17 protein-coding genes are annotated in these 18,462 nt (G+C 69.8%); 10 read left to right on the forward strand and 7 right to left on the reverse strand.

Translation table 11 applies throughout. The features are described from left to right. Nucleotides 1-4 precede the first annotated feature (4 nt). Genes ACWGID_RS12430 through ACWGID_RS12440 form a run of 3 tightly spaced genes read left to right on the forward strand, consistent with a single transcriptional unit; the run spans nucleotide 5 to nucleotide 3,247 of the window. Nucleotides 5-1,081, forward strand: a complete 1,077-nt coding sequence (locus tag ACWGID_RS12430; RefSeq protein ID WP_452196528.1) for a DUF6042 family protein — start codon at nucleotides 5-7, stop codon at nucleotides 1,079-1,081. Then, the gene (locus tag ACWGID_RS12435) at nucleotides 1,071-2,681 is read left to right on the forward strand and encodes a RecQ family ATP-dependent DNA helicase (protein WP_452196529.1); all 1,611 of its coding nucleotides are present in this window, start codon (nucleotides 1,071-1,073) and stop codon (nucleotides 2,679-2,681) included. The genes ACWGID_RS12430 and ACWGID_RS12435 overlap by 11 nt, the downstream gene beginning before the upstream one ends. Further along, nucleotides 2,678-3,247: a GNAT family N-acetyltransferase gene (locus tag ACWGID_RS12440; RefSeq protein WP_452196530.1), complete on the forward strand. Its 570-nt coding sequence runs from the start codon at nucleotides 2,678-2,680 to the stop codon at nucleotides 3,245-3,247. Before ACWGID_RS12435 ends, ACWGID_RS12440 begins: the two co-directional genes overlap by 4 nt. Here ACWGID_RS12440 and ACWGID_RS12445 read toward each other — a convergent pair. The 3 genes from ACWGID_RS12445 to ACWGID_RS12455 all read right to left on the reverse strand — a co-directional run bounded on the left by ACWGID_RS12445 (nucleotide 3,244) and on the right by ACWGID_RS12455 (nucleotide 7,799). After that, nucleotides 3,244-4,863 (reverse strand): alpha-L-arabinofuranosidase C-terminal domain-containing protein, encoded by a 1,620-nt coding sequence (locus ACWGID_RS12445; RefSeq protein ID WP_452196531.1) that lies wholly within the window; start codon nucleotides 4,861-4,863, stop codon nucleotides 3,244-3,246. The genes ACWGID_RS12440 and ACWGID_RS12445 overlap by 4 nt on opposite strands. Nucleotides 4,864-4,871: 8 nt before the next feature. Beyond that, entirely contained in the window at nucleotides 4,872-6,020 is a 1,149-nt protein-coding gene (locus ACWGID_RS12450) for an ROK family protein (protein WP_452196532.1), read from the reverse strand. 63 nt (nucleotides 6,021-6,083) lie between these two features. Beyond that, nucleotides 6,084-7,799 carry a cation:proton antiporter gene (locus ACWGID_RS12455; protein ID WP_452196533.1) on the reverse strand — a complete coding sequence of 572 codons (1,716 nt, stop codon included), beginning with the start codon at nucleotides 7,797-7,799 and terminating at the stop codon, nucleotides 6,084-6,086. Nucleotides 7,800-7,991: 192 nt separating this feature from the next. Between ACWGID_RS12455 and ACWGID_RS12460 the strand changes: the two genes are divergently transcribed. The 5 genes from ACWGID_RS12460 to ACWGID_RS12480 all read left to right on the forward strand — a co-directional run bounded on the left by ACWGID_RS12460 (nucleotide 7,992) and on the right by ACWGID_RS12480 (nucleotide 10,750). After that, on the forward strand, nucleotides 7,992-8,624 hold the full coding sequence (locus ACWGID_RS12460; protein WP_452196534.1) for a VOC family protein: 633 nt from the start codon (nucleotides 7,992-7,994) through the stop codon (nucleotides 8,622-8,624). Nucleotides 8,625-8,696: 72 nt separating this feature from the next. After that, nucleotides 8,697-9,143, forward strand: coding sequence for a VOC family protein (locus ACWGID_RS12465; RefSeq protein ID WP_452196535.1), 447 nt, complete (start codon nucleotides 8,697-8,699; stop codon nucleotides 9,141-9,143). A gap of 52 nt (nucleotides 9,144-9,195) precedes the next feature. After that, nucleotides 9,196-9,930, forward strand: a complete 735-nt coding sequence (locus ACWGID_RS12470; RefSeq protein WP_452196536.1) for a helix-turn-helix transcriptional regulator — start codon at nucleotides 9,196-9,198, stop codon at nucleotides 9,928-9,930. A gap of 65 nt (nucleotides 9,931-9,995) precedes the next feature. Beyond that, a complete protein-coding gene (locus ACWGID_RS12475) occupies nucleotides 9,996-10,385 on the forward strand; it encodes a VOC family protein (protein WP_452196537.1) in 390 nt (129 codons plus the stop codon). Beyond that, nucleotides 10,382-10,750 carry a hypothetical protein gene (locus ACWGID_RS12480; RefSeq protein ID WP_452196538.1) on the forward strand — a complete coding sequence of 123 codons (369 nt, stop codon included), beginning with the start codon at nucleotides 10,382-10,384 and terminating at the stop codon, nucleotides 10,748-10,750. Before ACWGID_RS12475 ends, ACWGID_RS12480 begins: the two co-directional genes overlap by 4 nt. Here ACWGID_RS12480 and ACWGID_RS12485 read toward each other — a convergent pair. From ACWGID_RS12485 to ACWGID_RS12495, 3 genes are read right to left on the reverse strand one after another with little or no spacing between them, the layout of a single operon-like run. Beyond that, nucleotides 10,747-12,420 (reverse strand): hypothetical protein, encoded by a 1,674-nt coding sequence (locus tag ACWGID_RS12485; protein ID WP_452196539.1) that lies wholly within the window; start codon nucleotides 12,418-12,420, stop codon nucleotides 10,747-10,749. The two genes, ACWGID_RS12480 and ACWGID_RS12485, sit on opposite strands and share 4 nt — an antisense overlap. Nucleotides 12,421-12,453: 33 nt before the next feature. After that, nucleotides 12,454-12,873 (reverse strand): hypothetical protein, encoded by a 420-nt coding sequence (locus tag ACWGID_RS12490; protein ID WP_452196540.1) that lies wholly within the window; start codon nucleotides 12,871-12,873, stop codon nucleotides 12,454-12,456. Next, nucleotides 12,870-13,250, reverse strand: a complete 381-nt coding sequence (locus tag ACWGID_RS12495; protein ID WP_452196541.1) for a cupin domain-containing protein — start codon at nucleotides 13,248-13,250, stop codon at nucleotides 12,870-12,872. Before ACWGID_RS12495 ends, ACWGID_RS12490 begins: the two co-directional genes overlap by 4 nt. Nucleotides 13,251-13,368: 118 nt before the next feature. On the opposite strand from ACWGID_RS12495, the gene pta reads away from it, so the two are divergent. Both pta and ACWGID_RS12505 read left to right on the forward strand, forming a co-directional pair. After that, a complete protein-coding gene (pta, locus tag ACWGID_RS12500) occupies nucleotides 13,369-15,450 on the forward strand; it encodes a phosphate acetyltransferase (RefSeq protein WP_452196542.1) in 2,082 nt (693 codons plus the stop codon). Then, nucleotides 15,447-16,634, forward strand: a complete 1,188-nt coding sequence (locus tag ACWGID_RS12505) for an acetate/propionate family kinase (protein WP_452196543.1) — start codon at nucleotides 15,447-15,449, stop codon at nucleotides 16,632-16,634. The genes pta and ACWGID_RS12505 overlap by 4 nt, the downstream gene beginning before the upstream one ends. Here ACWGID_RS12505 and ACWGID_RS12510 read toward each other — a convergent pair. Further along, nucleotides 16,631-18,292 carry a SulP family inorganic anion transporter gene (locus ACWGID_RS12510; RefSeq protein WP_452196544.1) on the reverse strand — a complete coding sequence of 554 codons (1,662 nt, stop codon included), beginning with the start codon at nucleotides 18,290-18,292 and terminating at the stop codon, nucleotides 16,631-16,633. The genes ACWGID_RS12505 and ACWGID_RS12510 overlap by 4 nt on opposite strands. Nucleotides 18,293-18,462 lie beyond the last annotated feature (170 nt).

Raw genomic sequence — 18,462 nt, forward strand, 5'->3', positions numbered from 1 at the left:
CTACATGCCTGAGGAGGGCGTCCTCGTGGTGCGCGACGTGGGGGCGGGCGCGGCCGGCGACGAGTACGACGGGATCACGGCCGCGCACCCCATCGGGACGGTGGCGCGGTCCGGCCGGAGCTGGTTGCACGCGTCCGGCGGGGACGGGCCAGCGATCGTCGAGTTGCGCGCCTGGGAGGGTCCACCGGACGCGGACGACGAGCCGTGGACCGAGGTCTTCGAGACTCCGTACGAGAGTCTGAGTGGCGTCGTCGCGCTCTCGGGCCTCACGACCGGTCCAGGTCCGGAGCCGGTGCGACTGGGCGAACCCGGGACGTATCGCGTGCGGGTGGCACACCGTCAACTGCCGCCCGCCGCGGAACCACCCGTCGACGAGGACGACCTTCAGCCGGAAACCCTCTGGCACCTCGACTTCTGGCCCGCCCCCGAACCCCTCGATCCGCCGCGATGGCTCCACCGACAACGCCCGCCCGTCAACAAACGCAAACCCAGCTGGCGTTCGCTCCTCGGCCTGCAGGAGATGGAGGTCGCCGAGGTCGTGGAGTGGGCCGGTCGCTCCAACGGCATGACGACCGACGACATCAACACCTGGGCCGCCGACCACTACCGAGGTCCCGACTGGCTGAGTCAAGCGTTGGGCCGCGATCTCCCCAGCGAAGACTGGCCGAGCCGCGCCGACATCGCGCGAATGGTCGGCGTACCGGAGCCAACGACCCGCCGCGACCTGCTCCCGGTGTACGTCGCCCTCCAGATTCTCACGTTCGACGGGACCCGATACGTCGCGGTCGAGGACAAGCCGATGCCGCAGGAGGTGCTGCGGTTGCCGGCTGATGTGGCCGCTTCGCTGGAGAGTGGCCAGGCACACGACCAGTTCGCCAGCTTCACTGCGGACCTCGTCTCGGTCGGGTACTGGGGTGGCACCGAGCAGGCGGTCGCGGGGCTTGCGGAGCGCACGCTGGCTTCGGAGGACGACGTACGACGGACCTTGCAGTACGCCGTCGATCGCAAGCTGCTCGAGGTTGAGTGGCGTGCAAACGATGAGTTGTCGCTGACCGTACTGCCACACCGCTATGTCTTTTGATGTTGCGGGGCTTGCGCGGGAGGTGCTTGGGTACGGCGGTTTGCGGCCTGGGCAGGAGGAGGCTGTACGGGCGGTGCTCGACGGGCGGGACACGCTCGCGGTGCTGGCGACCGGGACCGGGAAGACGGCGATCTACCAGCTCGCGGGGCTCGCGCTCGGTGGGGTGACGGTCGTGGTCAGTCCGCTGGTCGCATTGCAGCGGGACCAGCTGCGCGCTCTGTCGCAGCATCCTGCCGGTGTCGAGGTCGCTGAGCTGAACGCGACCGATCACGCCGGCCGTCGGGCCGCTCACGAGCTGCTGACCAGCAACCGGCCGGGTTTCGTGCTGCTCTCCCCCGAGCAGCTGACGCACGCCGACGTACTCGAGTTGATTGCAGCGTCACGCCCGAAGCTGGTCGCCGTCGACGAGGCGCATTTGGTCAGTGAATGGGGCGAGGACTTCCGGCCCGACTACCTCCGCCTCGCGACGGCGATCCGCGCGATGGGGCGCCCGCCCGTGCTCGCGCTGACGGCGACCGCCGCGCCGCCGGTGCGCAAGGAGATCGCGCACCGGCTCGAGATGACCGACCCCGACATCGTCGTCGGCGGTTTCGACCGGCCGAACCTGAACCTCGCCGTCTTCACCTTCGCCGACGACGACACCAAGAACCGCCGCCTGCTCAGCCACGTCCGCTCGTCCCGCGGTCCCGGCATCGTGTACGTCGGAACGCACCGCCACGCCGAGGAGCTCGCAAGCGACCTGCACACCGCCGGCGTACCCGCGCAGGCGTACCACGCCGGTCTGTCCGCGAAGCAACGGCGCGAGGTGCAGGACACGTTCCTCGCCGGTGACTGCCGGGTCGTGGTCGCGACGATCGCGTTCGGGATGGGGATCGACAAGCCTGACATCCGGTGGGTCAGTCACGCCGAGGCGCCGTCCTCGATCGACGCGTACTACCAGGAGATCGGGCGCGCGGGCCGCGACGGCGCCGCGGCCGACATCGAACTGTTCTTCCGGCACGCCGACCTCGGTCTGAACCGGTTCTTCGCATCCGGTGGTGTCACCGACGAGGATCTCGTCGCGGTCGCCGGCGCGATCCACGAGCACCGGCCGGCCGACGTACCCGCGCTCGCCAGGGCGGCGGGTCTCAGCGCGGCGCGGGTCGAGCGCGCTCTCGGCCGGCTGACCGATGCCCGGGTGGTTGCCATCGGCCACCAGTTCCACCTCGCCCGTGGCGTCGACGTGGACAAGGCCGTCGCCGCGGCCTCGGCCGTCGAGCACGATCGCCGCGAGGTGGCCCGGTCCCGAGTCGAGATGATGGCCACGTACGCGGAGTACGGCGGCTGCCGGCGCGAGTGGTTGCTCAGCTACTTCGGCGAGCAGTACGCCGGTCCGTGCGGCAACTGTGACAACGACCTGGCCGGTAAGACGGCAGCACCGCCCGAGGAGCAGCCGTTCCCGGTCGGCGGCCGCGTCGTGCACCGAACGTTCGGACCCGGCCTGGTCGAGCACTACGACGGCACCACGATGACGGTGCTGTTCGACCGGGTCGGCTACAAGGAGCTGCGGACCGCGTTCATGATCCACAACGAGTTGCTGAAACCCGAGGGGACGCGATGATCGACGTACGCCCGGCGACCGTCTTCGAGGACGTGCGCGCGGTGATCGGACCGAAGTCGCCGACCGCCAGCGTCTGCTTCTGCCTCAGCTACCGCATCCCGTCGAAGCTCAACAACACGCTCCGTGGTCCGGAATGCGCAGAGTACGTCGCCGGGTTGTGCGCGGCGACGCCCGCGCCCGGCGTGCTCGCGTACGACGGGGACACGCCCGTCGGCTGGGCCGCGATCGCACCCCGCGCGGCGACGACGTTCGCGCGTAACCGGAAGATTCCGCACGTCGACGACCTCCCGGTCTGGTCGTTGTGGTGCATCCGCGTCCGGCCCGGGCACCGCGGCCAGGGCATCTCGCACGCGCTGATCGCCGGCGCCGTCGACTTCGCCCGCGACAACGGCGCCCCCGTTGTCGAGGCCTATCCTCTCGACAACGGTGCGCAGAAGGTCGACCTGACGATGGCGTACGCCGGACTTCGCAAGAACTTCGAGCACGCCGGCTTCACCAAGGCGGCCGACACCACTTCCACGCTGTCCGGCCATCCCCGGATCCTGATGCGTCTCGACCTGCGTTAGCTGACGTCGAAGGACAGCAGCGTGATGCTGTGTGGCGGGAAGTCGTAGGACGCATCGACGAGCTCGACCGTTCCGAGGTCGCGGAGCGCGACCTCGTCAGGCGCACTCAGGCTGTTCGACGCGAGCACATCGTCGGCTGCCAACTGCTTGACCACTGCCTGCGTCGGCAGCGCTTCCCGGCGACCGTCGAGCGTCAGGCCGGCGCGGATCGCAGAGGTCTGGTTCCGGTTGATCACCGCGATCCGCACGGACCGCCCGTCCTCCGTTTGTGCCGCGGACACGTCCAGGTCCGGAACGGTCGCCGACCGCGTCTGGAAGTCGCCACGATGATCCCGCTCATCCCCCTGCCGTACGGCGGCCAGCCGGCTCGGTGAGCGCACGTCGGCGCCGAGTGCGATCGGGCCGAGGTGGTTCTGATACAGATCCCAGACGTGGTACGTCGCCGCGCGCACCGCACCGCCCGGCCGCGCGACGATCACCCCGTTCGCGTTCAGCAGGTTGACCGTGTTGGCCATCGTCACCGGCACCTCACGCCCGCCCGCGCGATGCAGCGCATGGAACACACCGGCGTAGAAGAGGGCGTCGGCGAGCGTCCGCGGGCTCCAGCGGTTGACCCGATGCGCCGGCTGTGTGGGCAGACCGGTGACGTCGCGCTCGACGGTGCCGCCGTCGTCGGACGGTTGTGGAGCCGGCCAGCTCGCGGGCTCGACGTGCCGGATGTTCCATTCGTCCAGGGCGAGACCGAGCGGACGATCAACACCCGCCCGAGCGGCGATCCCGGCGACCAGTTCGGAGTACTCGACGATCTGCTGCTCGAAGTACAGCGACTGGGCAACGATCGCGTCGTACTCGGCGGCGCCGTCGGTCAGTTGGGTGGTCGCGCCGTACAAGTGGAACGAGAGGTAGTCGATCTGGTTGCCAACGGCACCTAGCACCGTCTCGGTCCAGCCGTCGCGGTCGTCGGTCTTTCCGACCGCGACGAACTTCAGTCCGGGATCGACCGCGCGCATGAACCGTGCGTGTTGCGTGGCGTCGGCGGCGTACGCGGCCGCGCTGCGGTGGCCCATCTGCCAGTCGCCGTACACCTCATTGCCGAGACCCCAGTACTGCACGCCGTACGGCGCCGGGTGGCCGTTGCGCGCCCGCTGCCGGGTGTACTCCGTCTCGCCGCCGTAGTTGGTGTACTCGACCCAGCGCACCGCGTCGTCCAGGTCGCGGCAGCTGTGCGCGAGGTACGGCGCGGTGCCGACCTCGGCGCACCACGCGAGGAACTCGTCGGTGCCGAAGTGGTTGTCCTCCTCCGAGCCCCAGGCCAGCTCGAGCCGCCGCGGCCGCGAGCCCCGCGGACCGACGCCGTCCTCCCAGCGGTACGGCGACGTGAAGTTCCCGCCCGGCCAGCGGACGACCGGGAGCCCGAGCTCCTGGCAGAGCTTGATCACGTCCGTGCGCAGACCGTTCCGTACGTCGTCACCGCCGTACGCCAGGTGGGAGCCCTCGTCGAAGACGCCGCCCTGGATGTTGCCGAAGAAGGCCGACTCGAGGAAGTGGCCGTAGATCATCGGGTCGATCGGGTGGCGGCGGTCGCGGTGGATGTCGATGGTGGCGGGGAGACTCATGGCGGGAGTCACGAGTGGGAGGCCTCCTGGTTGGGGGACGTGAGGACGAGCGCGATACCGCCGCGGGCGGCCGCATCGGCGCCGAGGGCTGCTCGGGTCACGCGCAGGTTCTTGTGCACCTGCGCGTGGGTGTAGCGGTGGAGCGCGGCGTTGAGGGGGTCGAGAAGGTGGTCGCCGGTGTCGGCAAGTTCGCCGCCGATGATGACGACTTCCGGGTTGAGCGTGTTGCAGGCCGCGGCCAGTACCTCGCCGATCCAGGTACCTGCCTCGGTCAGCAGGTCGCGCGCCTGCTGGGTGTTCGCTTCGAGGAGGTCGTCGCATCGTTCGAGCAGCGTTGCGAGGGCGACGTACCGCTCGAGACATCCACGGCCGCCGCAGGAGCACTCCGGTCCATCGCGGTCGACGCTGATGTGGCCGAGCTCCCCTGCCGCACCGGTGGCGCCTGCCAGCAGTCGGCCGCCCAGGACAAGTCCGCCGCCTACGCCGTACGACAGGCGGAGGTAGAGGGCGCTGTCGAAGCCCGAACCGGCACCCCACAGGGCCTCGGCCAGGGCTGCGAGGCGGGTGTTGTTGTCGAGCTGCACCGGCACGCCGAAGCGTTCACTCAGCCTGTCCCGCACCTCGGCGGGGCGGCCGCTCAGGATCAAGTTGCGGCCGCTCGGGACCGGGCCGACCATGCCGACCCCGACGCCGGCCAGCGTGTTGAGGGACAGCTCGTGGCGGGTGGTGAGTTCGTCGACGAGGTCGAGGGCGAGCTCGAGGCGGCGGGGCCACGGCGATCGCTCCGCGCACGAGACGCTGTCGGAGGCGACGATCTCATGCGCGACGTTGGCGATGGTCACCTGGATCCGCCGGTGCCCGAGATCCAGCCCGAGGGCCAACCCGCCGGCCGCGTTCAAGGTCAGCCGCGACACCGGCCGACCACGGCCCCGCACGACCGGATCGCCGGTCGGATCCGTCTCGTCCGGGAACGTCTCGGTCACGGCCTTCCGGGCCAGCAAGGCCTGGATGATCACGGACAGGGTCGCCCGCGAGAGACGGGTCCGTTCGGCGAGCTGAGCACGGGTCAAGGCACCTTGCGTCCGCAACGCCGAGATCACGCGTTGCTCATGCGTCTCCCGCAGCAACCGCAGCGGCCCGCCGGTCTCCTTACCCACAACAACCGACCCTGGCGCCGCCGATTATTTTTGTCAAGACAATGAATTAAATAACCCAGGGCGCTAGGCGGTGCTGAAGCGTTGTTCGATGGTGTCGAGGAAGGTTTCGACACGGCGGTAGGTGTCGGAGCTGTAGGCGCCGATGCTGCGTTCGGTGCCGAGGGCTTCGCGCATCGCGTCGAGATAGCGGCGCTGGACGATGCTCATCTGCTCGCGGGTGTCGGGCTTGGTCTCCCGGAGCTCCTGGCTCCCGGAGACGAGACGGGGCACGATCCGGTCCTTCAGCGTGCTCACCACGACCGGGTCGAGCCGCTCGCCGTCGACGGTCTGCTCGTCCAGCGGGCCGACGGCGTCGATCGCGGCCTCACCGATCTGCCGCATCAGCGCCTGGACCGAGTCCCGCTTCTCCTCCGCGGTCTCGGACGAGAAGTGCATCCGTGCGATCACCCACGGCAGCGACAGCCCGAACAGCACCAAGGTGATCAGCGCGACGACGAACGCCGCCAGTACGACGGTCGCGCGGTGCGGCGTACCGGCGGGGATGGTCTGGGCGGCGGCGACCGTGACGACGCCGCGCATGCCGGCCCAGGCCAGTACCAGGAGACCGCGGCCGGTGATCGGCTCGCGTTCCTCGAAGTCGACGTCCGCCTGGCTGCGGGCGAGCCGCTTGCGGGCCCAGGCGAGCCGGTTCTCCTCGCGCTCCCCCGACGGCTCCACCGAGTCCAGGTGTTCCGACATCTGGTTCAGCTTGGCCCGGACCTGGTCGTTGCGATCGCTCGAACCCATCCGGCCTTGCAGCGCGGGCCAGGCCAGCCCGAGGAACCGCAGCGCGATCAGCAGGAAAACCACGAGCAGGACCAGCGTCGTGATCTCCCCGACCGTGGTCTCGGCGCGGGCATCGTTGACGAGGTTCGGGAGCTCGTAGCCCATCGCGAGGAAGACGCCGCTCTCCAGGATGAAACTGATCGTCGTCCAGGTGGTCGCCTGGGTCTGCCGGTCACGGGCACTGAACTTCCGGCTCCCGAGCGCACCGGTGAGCAGACCGGCGATCACCACCGCGAGGACGCCGGACGCGTGCGCCTCCTCGGCCGGGAAGTAGGCGAGGAACGGGACGGCGAACGAGATCGTGGTGTTCAGCACCGGGTCGTCGAGCCGCTGCCGGAGCAGGACCGTGAGCAGCCCGATGACGGCCCCGATCAGGATCGCGCCGACGACCGCCCAGGCGAAGTCGAGGACGGTGTGACCGAAGCTGAAGTGCGTGGTGACGGCGAGCGCGGCCACCGCCGTCCGCAGTACGACCAGCGCGGACGCGTCGTTGACCAGACTTTCACCTTCGAGCACCGTCATCAGGCGTGGCGGCAGTCCGACCCGGTGGCCGATCGCGGTAGCAGCCACCGCATCGGTCGGGCTGACCACGGCGCCGAGCGCGGTCGCCAGCGCGAACGGGATGCTCGGGAACAGCGCGTGGACCAGCGCCCCGATCACCAGGGCCGAGACGATCACCATCACGATCGACAACCACGAGATCAGCCCGAAGTTCCGCCGTACGTCGAGCACCGGGAGCTGCACCGCGGACGCGTACAGCAGCGGCGGCAGGACGCCGGCCAGGATGATCTCGGGCTCGATATGGATCACCGGCGTACTCGGTAGGTAACTGGCTCCGATGCCCAGGGCAACCAGCAGCAGCGGCGCCGCGACGCCGGTCCGCCGCGCGAACACGGAGGCCGCGATCATGATCGCTAGCCCTGCACCGGCAATCAGCACGATCTGGTGGTCCACGCGACGGCAGTTTAGAGCGTTTTGCCCGTCCGACGGCTCAGGACGGCGCCGACATCCCCTGGTGGATCGCTGCGAAGTCCCGGGGGCCAGGGCTCCGACCAGGGATTTCCACTGGTGTCACGGGGGTTGCTGAGCGGCAGATTAGAGGTCAACGAACCACGCTGATACTGCAATTGATCCCAGGAGGAAGACATGAGCAGCACCGACCTGAAACTCGAAGCCGTCGTGATCCCGGTCGTCGACACCGATCGCGCCAAGGAGTTCTACAGCGGCCTCGGGTGGCGTCTGGACGCGGACTTCGCGTTCGACAACGGATTCCGTGTCGTGCAGTTCACCCCGCCGGGCTCCCCCGCGTCGGTGCAGTTCGGCACCAGGATCACGTCGGCGCAGCCCGGTACGGCGCAGGGTCTGTACCTCGTTGTCACCGACGTGGAGGCGGCGCGGAACGAACTGCTCGCGCTGGGCGCCAAGGTGAGCGAGGTCTTCCACCCGGCCGCGCCGGGCGCCCAGTTCGAGGTCAGCGAGGGCAGCGGCCGGGTGACCGGGCCGGCGGACGACCGGTCGAGCTACAGCTCGTTCGCGACGTTCAGCGACCCCGACGGCAACACCTGGCTGTTGCAGGAGGTCACCACGCGACTCCCCAACCGGGTCGACCCCGCGGAGTCGACGTACACCTCGGCCGACGACCTCGAGGGCGCGCTCCGGCGGGCCGCCGCAGCGCACGGCGAGCACGAGGCGCGCACCGGCGAAGAGGACGCGAACTGGCCGGCCTGGTACGCCGCCTACATGGTCGCCGAGCGCACCGGGACCGAACTGCCCCAGTGATGCATGTCGAGAACGCCGGCGTGGCTCCGTCCTCCGGGTAGTTGACCAGCTGACCGAAGGAGAATCGCGAGTATGGCGATCAAGCGGATGGACCACGTCGGCGTGGCGGTGCACGACCTGAAGGCGGCGATCGCGTTCTTCGAGGAACTCGGGATGGAACACGTCGGCGGGTCCCCGGTCTCGGGCGACTGGGTGGACTCGGTGAACGGCCTCAAGGACGTCCGCCTCGAGATGGCGATGCTCCGCACCCCCGATGGCCACAGCCAGCTCGAGCTGATGCAGTTCGAGAACCCACCGGCGGGTACGGCGGAACCGTCCGCACCGCCTAACACCATCGGCTACCGCAGCGTCATGTTCGCCGTCGACGACATCCACGACACCGTCGCCCGGCTGAAACCGCACGGCGGTGAACTGATGGGCGAGATCACGCCGTTCGAGTCGATCTTCCTGCTCTGCTACCTCCGCGGCCCGTCCGGCCTGATCGTCGCCCTCGCCGAAGAACTCGGTGCGAACAACTGACTGGTTCGGCAGGCGCGCGAACTTGTCCATGGTGACGCCTAGATTGCGAGGCATGAACCGGATCGATCGGCTGTACGCGCTCGCCGAGGAGCTGCGCGCGGCGGGACCGCGGGGGCGTACGGCGCGGCAGTTGGCGGCACGCTTCGAGGTCAGTGTCAGGACCATCGAGCGAGATCTCAGTGCGCTGGGACAGGCCGGCGTACCGCTGGCGACGAAGCAGGGGCGCACCGGTGGGTACTCGGTGGACCGGGCGATGAGTCTGCCGCCGCTCAACTTCACCGCGCGGGAGGCGATGGCGGTCGCGGTCGCGCTGAGCCGCAGCGACCACGTGCTGTTCTCGCGGGACTCCCGGACCGCGCTGCAGAAGATCGTCGCCGCGATGCCGCAGCGCGATCTCGACGAGGCGCGGACGGCGGCCGCGAAGGTGCGGTTGCTGGTGCAGCCGGTGCCGGATCCGGACAGCGAGGTCGCCGAGCAGATCTGGCGGGCGGTCCGCGACAACCAGGTGCTGCGGATCTCCTACACCGATGTCGGTGGTGTCGGGACCGAGCGTGAGGTCGAGCCGCAGCATGTCGTGGTCGGGCCGAACGGGTCGTACCTGACCGCCTGGTGCCACCTGCGCCAGGAGGACCGCGTCTTCCGGATGGACCGGATCACCCGCGCCGAGCGGACCCCGACCCGGCCGCGACGGCCGCCGCAGACCGCCGACCTGCGGGTGGACGGGTACGAGACCAAGCTGCCCGCCGCGGCGCTGCGTCCAGAAGATCTTTTCCCAACTCCGACATAGGGCTGTCGCGAACCGCTGACAGCGTGGGTCCTGTTGCACCACCCAAACCTGTGAAGGAGAAGATCATGAGTATTCCGGCCCCTGGCACGCTCGCCTGGTTCGAGGTCGCGACCGACAACCCGGACGGCACCGAGAAGTTCTACGGCAGCCTCTTCGACTGGTCGTTCGAGTCGTCCGGCAGCCTCACCTCGGGCGGCCTCGACTACCGCAACATCACCGCCTCCGGTGCCCAGCAGCCGATGGGCGGCCTGTTCGGCACCAACGGCCAGCTGCCGAACCACGCGGTGTTCTATATCCTGGTCGCCGACATCGAGGCCACCTGCGCGGACGCGGAGCAGCTCGGCGGCACGGTGATCAGCAAGCACCTCGCCGTCGGCGGCGGTACGCCGGACTTCGCGTACCTGCGCGACCCGTCGGGCAACCAGTTCGGCGTCTTCACCCCACCCGCGTCATGACGCCTGCCGCGACCCCTACGTCCCCGTCGGCCGACGCCGGCGGGGACGCCCCGCGGGAGCTGTACGACGAGCTCACCGACGACCTGCTGTACGACCCCGCCATCGGCCGCGGCACGATCATGGGCCATCCGTGCGTCCGGCTCGCCGGGCAGTTCGTCACCTGCCTCGAGAGGAACGGGACGTCGCTGATCCTGAAGCTTCCGGCGGACCGCGTCACTGAGCTGATCGCGGACGGCACCGGCGACCCGTTCGCCCCCACCGGCAACCCGATGCGCGAATGGGTCTCGATCCCGGTCCCGGACCGAGCTGCCTGGCAGGCGCTCATCGCCGAGGCGGTCGCGTTCGCGCGGCAGAACGTCACCTAGCCGGACAGCAACCAGGCGCGGTGCTCGTCGGGACGCGGGCGGTAGCTGCAGTCGGTGCCGGTGCGGATGGCGTCGCGGAGGTGGGTCGCGAGGTCAGGGTCGACGGCCTCGATATGGGTGATGGCAGTGGTGATCGCCTTGGTAGCGGCTACTCGGGCTCGTTCGGCGGTCGAACCGGTGGCGCGGGAACGGCCGCCGAGACCCGCGGCGGAGCTGAGTTCGGCCAGCAGAGCGTCGCGCTCCGCGGTCAGCGACTCGACCCGGGCCAGGTCTGACCAGTCGGTCGCTTCGTCGAGTTCGGCGGCGAGGTCGTTGAGGCGTTGGCGGTACGCCGTCGCGGCCCGGTGATCGAGGTTCGGTCCGGCGTCGGACTGGATCACCGTGGCCACCCCGCCCGTGACGAGGTCGATGGCCGAGACCGTCCGACCGGGCTGCTCGAGCAGGCGGTGGAGGTACCCGAAGCCACGCAACGCCCGCATCGGCCGGGCCGCGGAACCGACCAGCCACAACCCGTCGTCGGCCGGATGGAAATGCACGACCACCGACGCCGGATCAACAGACAGCCGCTCGTGCCACCAAGTCGCGCCCAGCTTCAGGTACGTCGACATCGCGCGCGAGCGAAGCTGTTCGGCACGCTCGGTGTCACCCGTCAGCGCCGCAGCCCGGGCAAGCGTGTCATCGGTGACCCCGTGGAAGTAGACAGCACCCGAATTCACCACGGCCCGGTTCTCGTACGGCGTGAGCAGGCGGACCGCCGTACGGACGATGTCCTCGTCGCCTACGGCCAGGGCGGCTTCGAGAACGCAGTGCAGGTTGAGCAGGAAGTTCACGTCCCGGGGCATGGTCTCCAGGACGTCCGGGCCGAGCTGGTCGAGGAGCGCTCGGGCTCGGTCGGGATGTCCGCTCAGCGCCCAGACCGATGCGGCCTCGGTCGCGACTTCGGTGACACCTTCGTCGTGGGCGAACTTCTCCATCCGCTCGGCCATCTCGGTCGCCGTCGCCTCGTCGCCGGTGCGCAGTGCGGTGTATCCGCGCATCAGGCCGGTCACCATCCACGCGTCCGCCAGCCCGGCCTCGGCGGCCGCGTCCTCGGCCACCTCGATGAACTCGCGAGCTTCGAGACCGCGGACATGCTCGTACATCCACCGGCGCGAGGCGGCGAAGAACCGGGCTCGCGGCGACTCGCCGGCCAGCAGTTCGAGCGCGCGCAGCTGACGCTGGATCGTCGGTAACCGCAACGTCTCCCACCCGACTTGCAGTCCCCACAGATGACCGCGCAGTCGCGCGTCCGGGTCGAGGACATGCGCCGATACCTCGTCCAGGCGGGAAGCGGTCACCTGGCGCAACGGCAGCTCGTCCGGTCCCCAATGCGCCGCCAGGACCGCGTCGAGGCAGTTCGCGATCAGCTCAGGGTCGCCGGCCTGCTCCGCGTGTGCCAGTGCTTCGTCCGCGAACGGTGCGGCCCGGTCCGCGTGGCCGCCGTACACCCAGCAGCGCGCGAGCGCCGCGGCCACCCGGGCCCGGTCGGCGTCGTCGGTCGTCCGCGCGAGTACGTCGTACAGCTCGGCGGCGAGCCGTCCCGGTTCGGTGCCGAAGACGTGACCGGACGCAGCCTCGAGAACCGCCCGGGTTCGCGCCGCCAGCTCGGTGTCACGCCGACTGCTCGCCACACCGCTCACGGTACTGCGAACCCGGGCTGCTGCTCAGGGCCTCAGCAGGCGCACTTCGTCGGCGTGTTGAGCCTGCGCTGCCTCGTCCCAGTCGCCGGTGCAGTAGACCGACAGCTCGCTCATCTCCCCCACCGCGTTCACGTCGGCGGCGATCTGCTCGCGGCAGTACCAGTCCTGTCCGTCGTGCCGCCACCGCTCCTCGAACGCGATCACGAACCCGCCGTCCGTCCGGCGTACACGCTCCACCCGGACGACTCCCGGGAACGGATGCAGCTCGCGCCGGGCGGCGATCGTCGCCGCGCCGGACCCGTACTGCATCCGCCAGTGCGGCGTGCTCAGGTCCGCGAAACAGTCCACCGCGAAAGTCCCCTCCGGCGGTACTCCGGTCTCCAGCCACTCCACGAGGCGCGCAACCGCCGCGTCGACCTCAGCTCGTTCCGCGACGCTGGTCATGCTTCCGCTCCCGCCCGCTCGAGGTTGGCGCCGATCACGGCCATCGTCTTCTCGAGCTCAACGGTCGGGCTGAACTCGACGATGCTCGTGCCCGCCGTGATGAGCGGCAGGTGGCCCGGCCCGGCGTAGTACGCGTCACCGGTCCGGTACGTCTCGCTGTGATCGGCCCACCGGAACGTGATCGCGCCGGCCGTGACGAAGCCCCAGTGCGGGCACTGGCACCGGTCGTCGGGCAGCCCGGCGAAGAACTCCGCCGGATCCGCATCCAGCGGGTAACTCTCGAACGCCGCGGTGTAACCGTCCAGCTCGGCGTACTTGCCGATCAGTTGCGGGATGTCGATCGCCACCGGCGTGGTGGCAAGGTTCGCACTAGGCATGATGTCCTCCTCTGATCCGTGCTGACACCCGTACGGCGTAACTCCGGCTGGAACGATCGTGACGCGGCTCGCGCACCTGCACGGCACGACTCCGAGGCCGGTTCCGTAGGGTTCAGGCATGGGAAGCAGCGTCTACGTCGCATCGGTGGAAGGAACCACCGGGAAGTCGACGGTGGCTCTAGGGGTCCTCCATCAGCTCTCACGCCGGGTCGGACGGGTCGCCGTCTTCCGGCCGATCGTCCGCGCGGACACCGCCACCCACGGCGGCCGTGACTACGTCCTCGACCTGCTCATCGCGCAGGACGCCGTGGTCCATTCGTACGACGACGGAGTTGGCGTCACGTACGACGAGGTGCACGAAGACCCCGATGCGGCGCTGGACACGATCGTGCAGCGCTACCACGCGGTGGCCGAGCAGGCTGACGCGGTGGTGATCGTCGGCAGCGACTACACCGATGTCGGGACGCCGACGGAATTCTCCTTCAACGCCAAGATCGCGGCGAACCTCGGCGTACCCGTGCTGCTGGTGCTGAACGGCTTCGGCCGCACGCCGCACGACGTCCGCGCGCTCGCGGACATGGCCGTCGCGGAACTCGTCGCCAACCACGGGTCGCTGTTCGCGGTGATCGCGAACCGGGTCGGCGCCGACGAGGGCAAGCCGCTGGTCGCCGCGCTGGACGGCATCGGCGCGCCGGCGTTCGCGATTCCCGAGGAGCCGGTGCTCAACCAGCCGCTCGTCACGGACCTGATGGCACCGATCGACGGGCGACTGGTCAGCGGCGACCCGCAGCTGCTGACCCGCGAGGTCACCGGGCTGATGATCGCGGGCATGACGATGCCGAACGTGCTCGACCGGCTGTTCGAGGGCGCCGCGGTCGTCACCGCCGGCGACCGGCCCGAGGTCGTCCTCGGTGTCCTGATGGCCCACACCTCGCGGACCTTCCCGCAGATCGCGGCCATCGTGCTGAACGGCGGCTTCGAGCTGCCGCCCCAGGTGCAGCGGCTGATCGAGGGCCTCGGCGCCACGCTGCCGATCATCGAGACCAGTCTCGGTACGCAGGCCACGTCGGCCAAGCTGACCGCGGTCCGCGGCCGCCTCACCAAGGACGCCCCACGCAAGATCGACACCGCACTCGCGTTGTTCGACCAGTACGTCGATGGGCAGGCGCTACTCGACCAACTCGCGCTGGCGCGCAGCAGTGCCGTGACGCCGCTGATGTTCGAGCATCAGTTGGTCGATCGCGCGGTGTCCGACCGCCGGCACATAGTGCTGCCGGAGGGCGAGGAGGAGCGGATCCTGCGCGCGGCCGACGTACTGCTGCGGCGGGGTGTCGCCGACCTGACGCTGCTCGGCGACGCGACGACGATCAGCGCGAAGGCCGCGAGTCTCGGCGTGGACGTCGCCGCAGCCCGAGTCGTTCACCCGGAGAGCAGTGAGCTGACCGAGCAGTTCGCCGCGGAGTACCACCGGCTGCGGCAGCATCGTGGCGTCGACCTCGACCGGGCGCGGGAGCTGGTCCGCGACGTGTCGTACTTCGGCACGATGATGGTCCACCTCGGACTGGCGGACGGGATGGTGTCCGGAGCGGTCCACACCACCGCGCACACCATCCGGCCGGCCCTCGAAGTGGTGAAGACCGTTCCGGACGTGTCAGTGGTCTCCTCGGTCTTCTTCATGTGCCTGCAGAACCAGGTCCTGGTGTACGGCGACTGCGCTGTGAACCCGGACCCGACCGCCGAGCAACTCGCCGACATCGCGATCTCGTCGGCCGCCACCGCAACCGCCTTCGGTGTCGAACCGCGGGTCGCGATGCTGTCCTACTCCACCGGCTCGTCCGGGACCGGCACCGACGTCGAAAAGGTGTCCAAGGCAACCACCATCGTCCGGGACCGGGCGCCCCGGCTCCCGGTCGAGGGACCGATCCAGTACGACGCCGCGATCGATGCCGCCGTGGCGCAGACGAAACTCCCCGGCTCCCCCGTCGCCGGCCGGGCCACGGTCTTCGTCTTCCCGGACCTGAACACCGGCAACAACACCTACAAGGCGGTCCAGCGCTCGGCGAACGCGGTGGCGGTCGGCCCGGTGCTGCAGGGCCTCCGTAAGCCGGTCAACGACCTGTCCCGCGGTGCCACGGTCCGGGACATCATCAACACGGTCGCCATCACCGCGATCCAGGCCCAGCAGGGAGAAACTCGATGACCGGCCACGTTCTGGTGATCAACGCCGGTTCGTCGTCGCTCAAGTACAGCCTGGTCGACGCCGCCTCCGGCGAGGCCGCGGCGACCGGCCTCGTCGAACGGATCGGTGAGGATCAGAGCCACCACGAGCATCACGGGCCGGCCGGCGACTTCGACGACAACCAGGCCGTGCCGAATCACGAGGCCGCGCTGGAGGCCGCAGTGCGAGCCTTCGAGACGCACGGTCCGGCACTGGCTGAGATGGACATCGTGGCGGTCGGTCATCGGGTCGTTCACGGTGGCTCGAAGTTCGCGGCGCCCACCTTGGTGGACGACGCCCTGGTTGCCGAGGTGACCGACCTGGTTCCGCTGGCCCCGTTGCACAATCCCGCCAACCTCGAGGGCATCAAGGTCGCGCGACGGCTGCTGCCCGACCTGCCGCACGTGGCGGTGTTCGACACGGCGTTCCACCAGACGTTGCCGCCGTACGCCTACACCTACGCGGTGCCGTCGGAGTGGCTGGACGAGTACGGGATCCGGCGGTACGGGTTCCACGGGACGTCGCACTCGTTCGTGTCCGGAGAGACCGCGCGACTGCTCGGTCGCGAACCCGATGACATCAACGTGATCGTTCTGCATCTCGGCAACGGTTGCTCCGCGGCCGCCGTACGGCGGGGGCAGTCGGTCGACACGTCGATGGGACTGACGCCGCTGGAGGGTCTGGTGATGGGGACGCGGTCGGGCGATCTCGATCCGGCGATCCACGGGCATCTCGCGCGGGTCGCGGGGCGCTCGGCCGAGGAGACCGACCAGGCGCTCAACTCGCAGTCCGGACTGAAAGGGCTGACCGGGGCGAACGACTTTCGGGAGGTGTCGCGACGCCGCGCGGCCGGTGACGAGCGCGCGCAACTCGCGTTCGACATCTACTGCTACCGGTTGCGGAAGTACATCGGCGCGTACTACGCCGTACTGGGGACTGTGGACGCGATCGTGTTCACCGCAGGGGTCGGGCAGCACTCGGCCGAGGTCCGGGCTGCCGCGCTCGACGGACTTGAAGGGCTCGGCATCCGCCTGGACCCCGAGCGGAATGCGCAGCCGGCGGGCGGAGTCGTCTCGACGGCGGACAGTCCGGTCGCGGTGCTGGTGATCCCGACCAACGAGGAGTGGGAGATCGCCCGGCAGGCCGTTGAAGTGACCCAGGCCTAGGTCTCTTCGCGGAACGCTTCGACAGCGGTCGGGAGGGTGTAGAAGACCCGGTCGGCGCCGAGGCGGTCGAGGAACCCGGCGGCCTCCAGGTCGTCGCGGAGATCCTGCTTCACCCGGGCCAGGGCGAGGACGATACCGCGGGCCTCGAGTTCCACGCGGAGGGTGTCGAGCGCATCGAGCGCGGTGATGTCGATCTCCACGTTCGCCTCGGTGTTCAGCAGCAGCCAGCGGACCGGCGTCGGTGCGTCGTCGACCGCTGCCAGCGCGCGGCGGTGGAAGTCCTCGGCGTTGGCGAAGAACAGCGGCGAGTCGTAGCGGTACACGACTAAGCCGGGCACCGGGCGCGCGTCCGGGTAGTCGTCGATGTCGTGCATACCGGCGATCCCCGGGACGTAGCCGAGGATCCCGTCGTGCGGCCGGGCGACCCGCCGGAGTACGTCGAGCACGGACAGCCCGACCGCGACGAGGACGCCGTTCAGGACGTCGAGCGCGACCACGCCGATGGTCGTCGCCGCTGCCAGGAGGAGTTCGCTGCGCCGGAACGAGGCGATCCGGCGGAACTCGGCGAGGTCGATCAGGCGCAGAGCGGCGTACACGACGAGGGCGCCGAGGGCCGGGATCGGGAAGGTCGCCAGCAGCGGGCCGGCGAAGAGCAGGGTCGCGACGATCGCCGCCGCGGCCACCAGAGAGTAGACCTGACTCTTCGCGTTGGAGGCCTCCGCGAGCGCTGTCCGGCTGCCGCTGCTGCTGATCGGGAAGCCGCGGAACAGACTGGCCGAGATGTTCGAGAGTCCGAGGACGAGCAACTCGCCGCCCGCGTCGATGCGTTCTCCGGTCCGGCCGGCGAACGCACGGGCGGTGAGGACCGTGTCGGTGTACCCGACCAGGGCGACTCCGACCGCGGGCAGCGCGAGCAGGCCGACATCGTGGACGGTGATGGCCGGCAGGTGCGGCACCGGAAGCCCACTCGGCACCGGACCGACCACATCCACACCCTTCGCGCCCAGGTCGGCCGCCCAGGTCACCAGTGCGGCCAACGCGACCACGATCAACGGACCGGGCAACCGCGGCGCCCAGCGCGCCAGCGCCAGCAGCAACGCCAGGGCCGACATCGACATCACCACCGGTGCGAATTCCCATTGACCGATCAACCGGATCGCCGACACCACCTCGGCGAGTGGCGAGTCGCCCTTCACCGGCGCACCGGTCAGCCGGCCCAGCTGACCGGTCATCATGATGATCGCGATCCCGGTCAGGTAGCCGACCAGGACCGGCTTCGACAACAGGTCCGCGAGGAACCCGAGACGGGCGGCCCAGCCCACCACGCAGATCACACCGACCAAGAGGGCGAGTACGGCGGCCAACGCGGCGTACCGCACCGGGTCCCCGGCGGCGAGCGGGCCGATCGCGGCGGCGGTCAGCAGCGCAGTCGTCGACTCCGGGCCCAGCGACAGCAGGCGCGACGAGCCGAGCAGGAAGTACAGGACCAGCGGACACAGCGCGACCCACAGTCCGGTGACCGCCGGAAGCCCGGCGAGTTGGGCGTAGGCCATCACCTGCGGGACGAAGTACGCCGCCACCGTCAGCCCGGCGAGCACGTCCGACCGCAACCAGCCTCGCTGGTACTGCCGCAGCGTCTCGACACCAGGAACGGCCAACGGTCCCCCTTCGAGAGCGACTGTAACCGCGGCCGCCGTCCAACACGCCCGAACACGCACAAGCAGGTGCCGGGGGGAGGGCACGGGCCGGCGCCCCTGGGGGGGGGGGGCCAACACCGCGCTGGGCGCCCCCCCCCCGGGGGGGGGGCGAGACCCATACCCCCCCCCGC

It is taken from the genome of Kribbella sp. NPDC054772, assembly GCF_053611945.1.

Bases quoted from the DNA above. Each gene is read 5' to 3' on its own strand.
- ACWGID_RS12435 (WP_452196529.1), top strand. From the start codon at position 1,071: ATGTCTTTTGATGTTGCGGGGCTTGCGCGGGAGGTGCTTGGGTACGGC.
- ACWGID_RS12475 (WP_452196537.1), top strand. From the start codon at position 9,996: ATGAGTATTCCGGCCCCTGGCACGCTCGCCTGGTTCGAGGTCGCGACC.
- ACWGID_RS12430 (WP_452196528.1), top strand. From the start codon at position 5: ATGCCTGAGGAGGGCGTCCTCGTGGTGCGCGACGTGGGGGCGGGCGCG.
- ACWGID_RS12470 (WP_452196536.1), top strand. From the start codon at position 9,196: ATGAACCGGATCGATCGGCTGTACGCGCTCGCCGAGGAGCTGCGCGCG.
- ACWGID_RS12490 (WP_452196540.1), bottom strand. From the start codon at position 12,873: ATGACCAGCGTCGCGGAACGAGCTGAGGTCGACGCGGCGGTTGCGCGC.
- ACWGID_RS12480 (WP_452196538.1), top strand. From the start codon at position 10,382: ATGACGCCTGCCGCGACCCCTACGTCCCCGTCGGCCGACGCCGGCGGG.
- ACWGID_RS12460 (WP_452196534.1), top strand. From the start codon at position 7,992: ATGAGCAGCACCGACCTGAAACTCGAAGCCGTCGTGATCCCGGTCGTC.
- ACWGID_RS12495 (WP_452196541.1), bottom strand. From the start codon at position 13,250: ATGCCTAGTGCGAACCTTGCCACCACGCCGGTGGCGATCGACATCCCG.
- ACWGID_RS12465 (WP_452196535.1), top strand. From the start codon at position 8,697: ATGGCGATCAAGCGGATGGACCACGTCGGCGTGGCGGTGCACGACCTG.
- pta (WP_452196542.1), top strand. From the start codon at position 13,369: ATGGGAAGCAGCGTCTACGTCGCATCGGTGGAAGGAACCACCGGGAAG.
- ACWGID_RS12505 (WP_452196543.1), top strand. From the start codon at position 15,447: ATGACCGGCCACGTTCTGGTGATCAACGCCGGTTCGTCGTCGCTCAAG.
- ACWGID_RS12440 (WP_452196530.1), top strand. From the start codon at position 2,678: ATGATCGACGTACGCCCGGCGACCGTCTTCGAGGACGTGCGCGCGGTG.
- ACWGID_RS12445 (WP_452196531.1), bottom strand. From the start codon at position 4,863: ATGAGTCTCCCCGCCACCATCGACATCCACCGCGACCGCCGCCACCCG.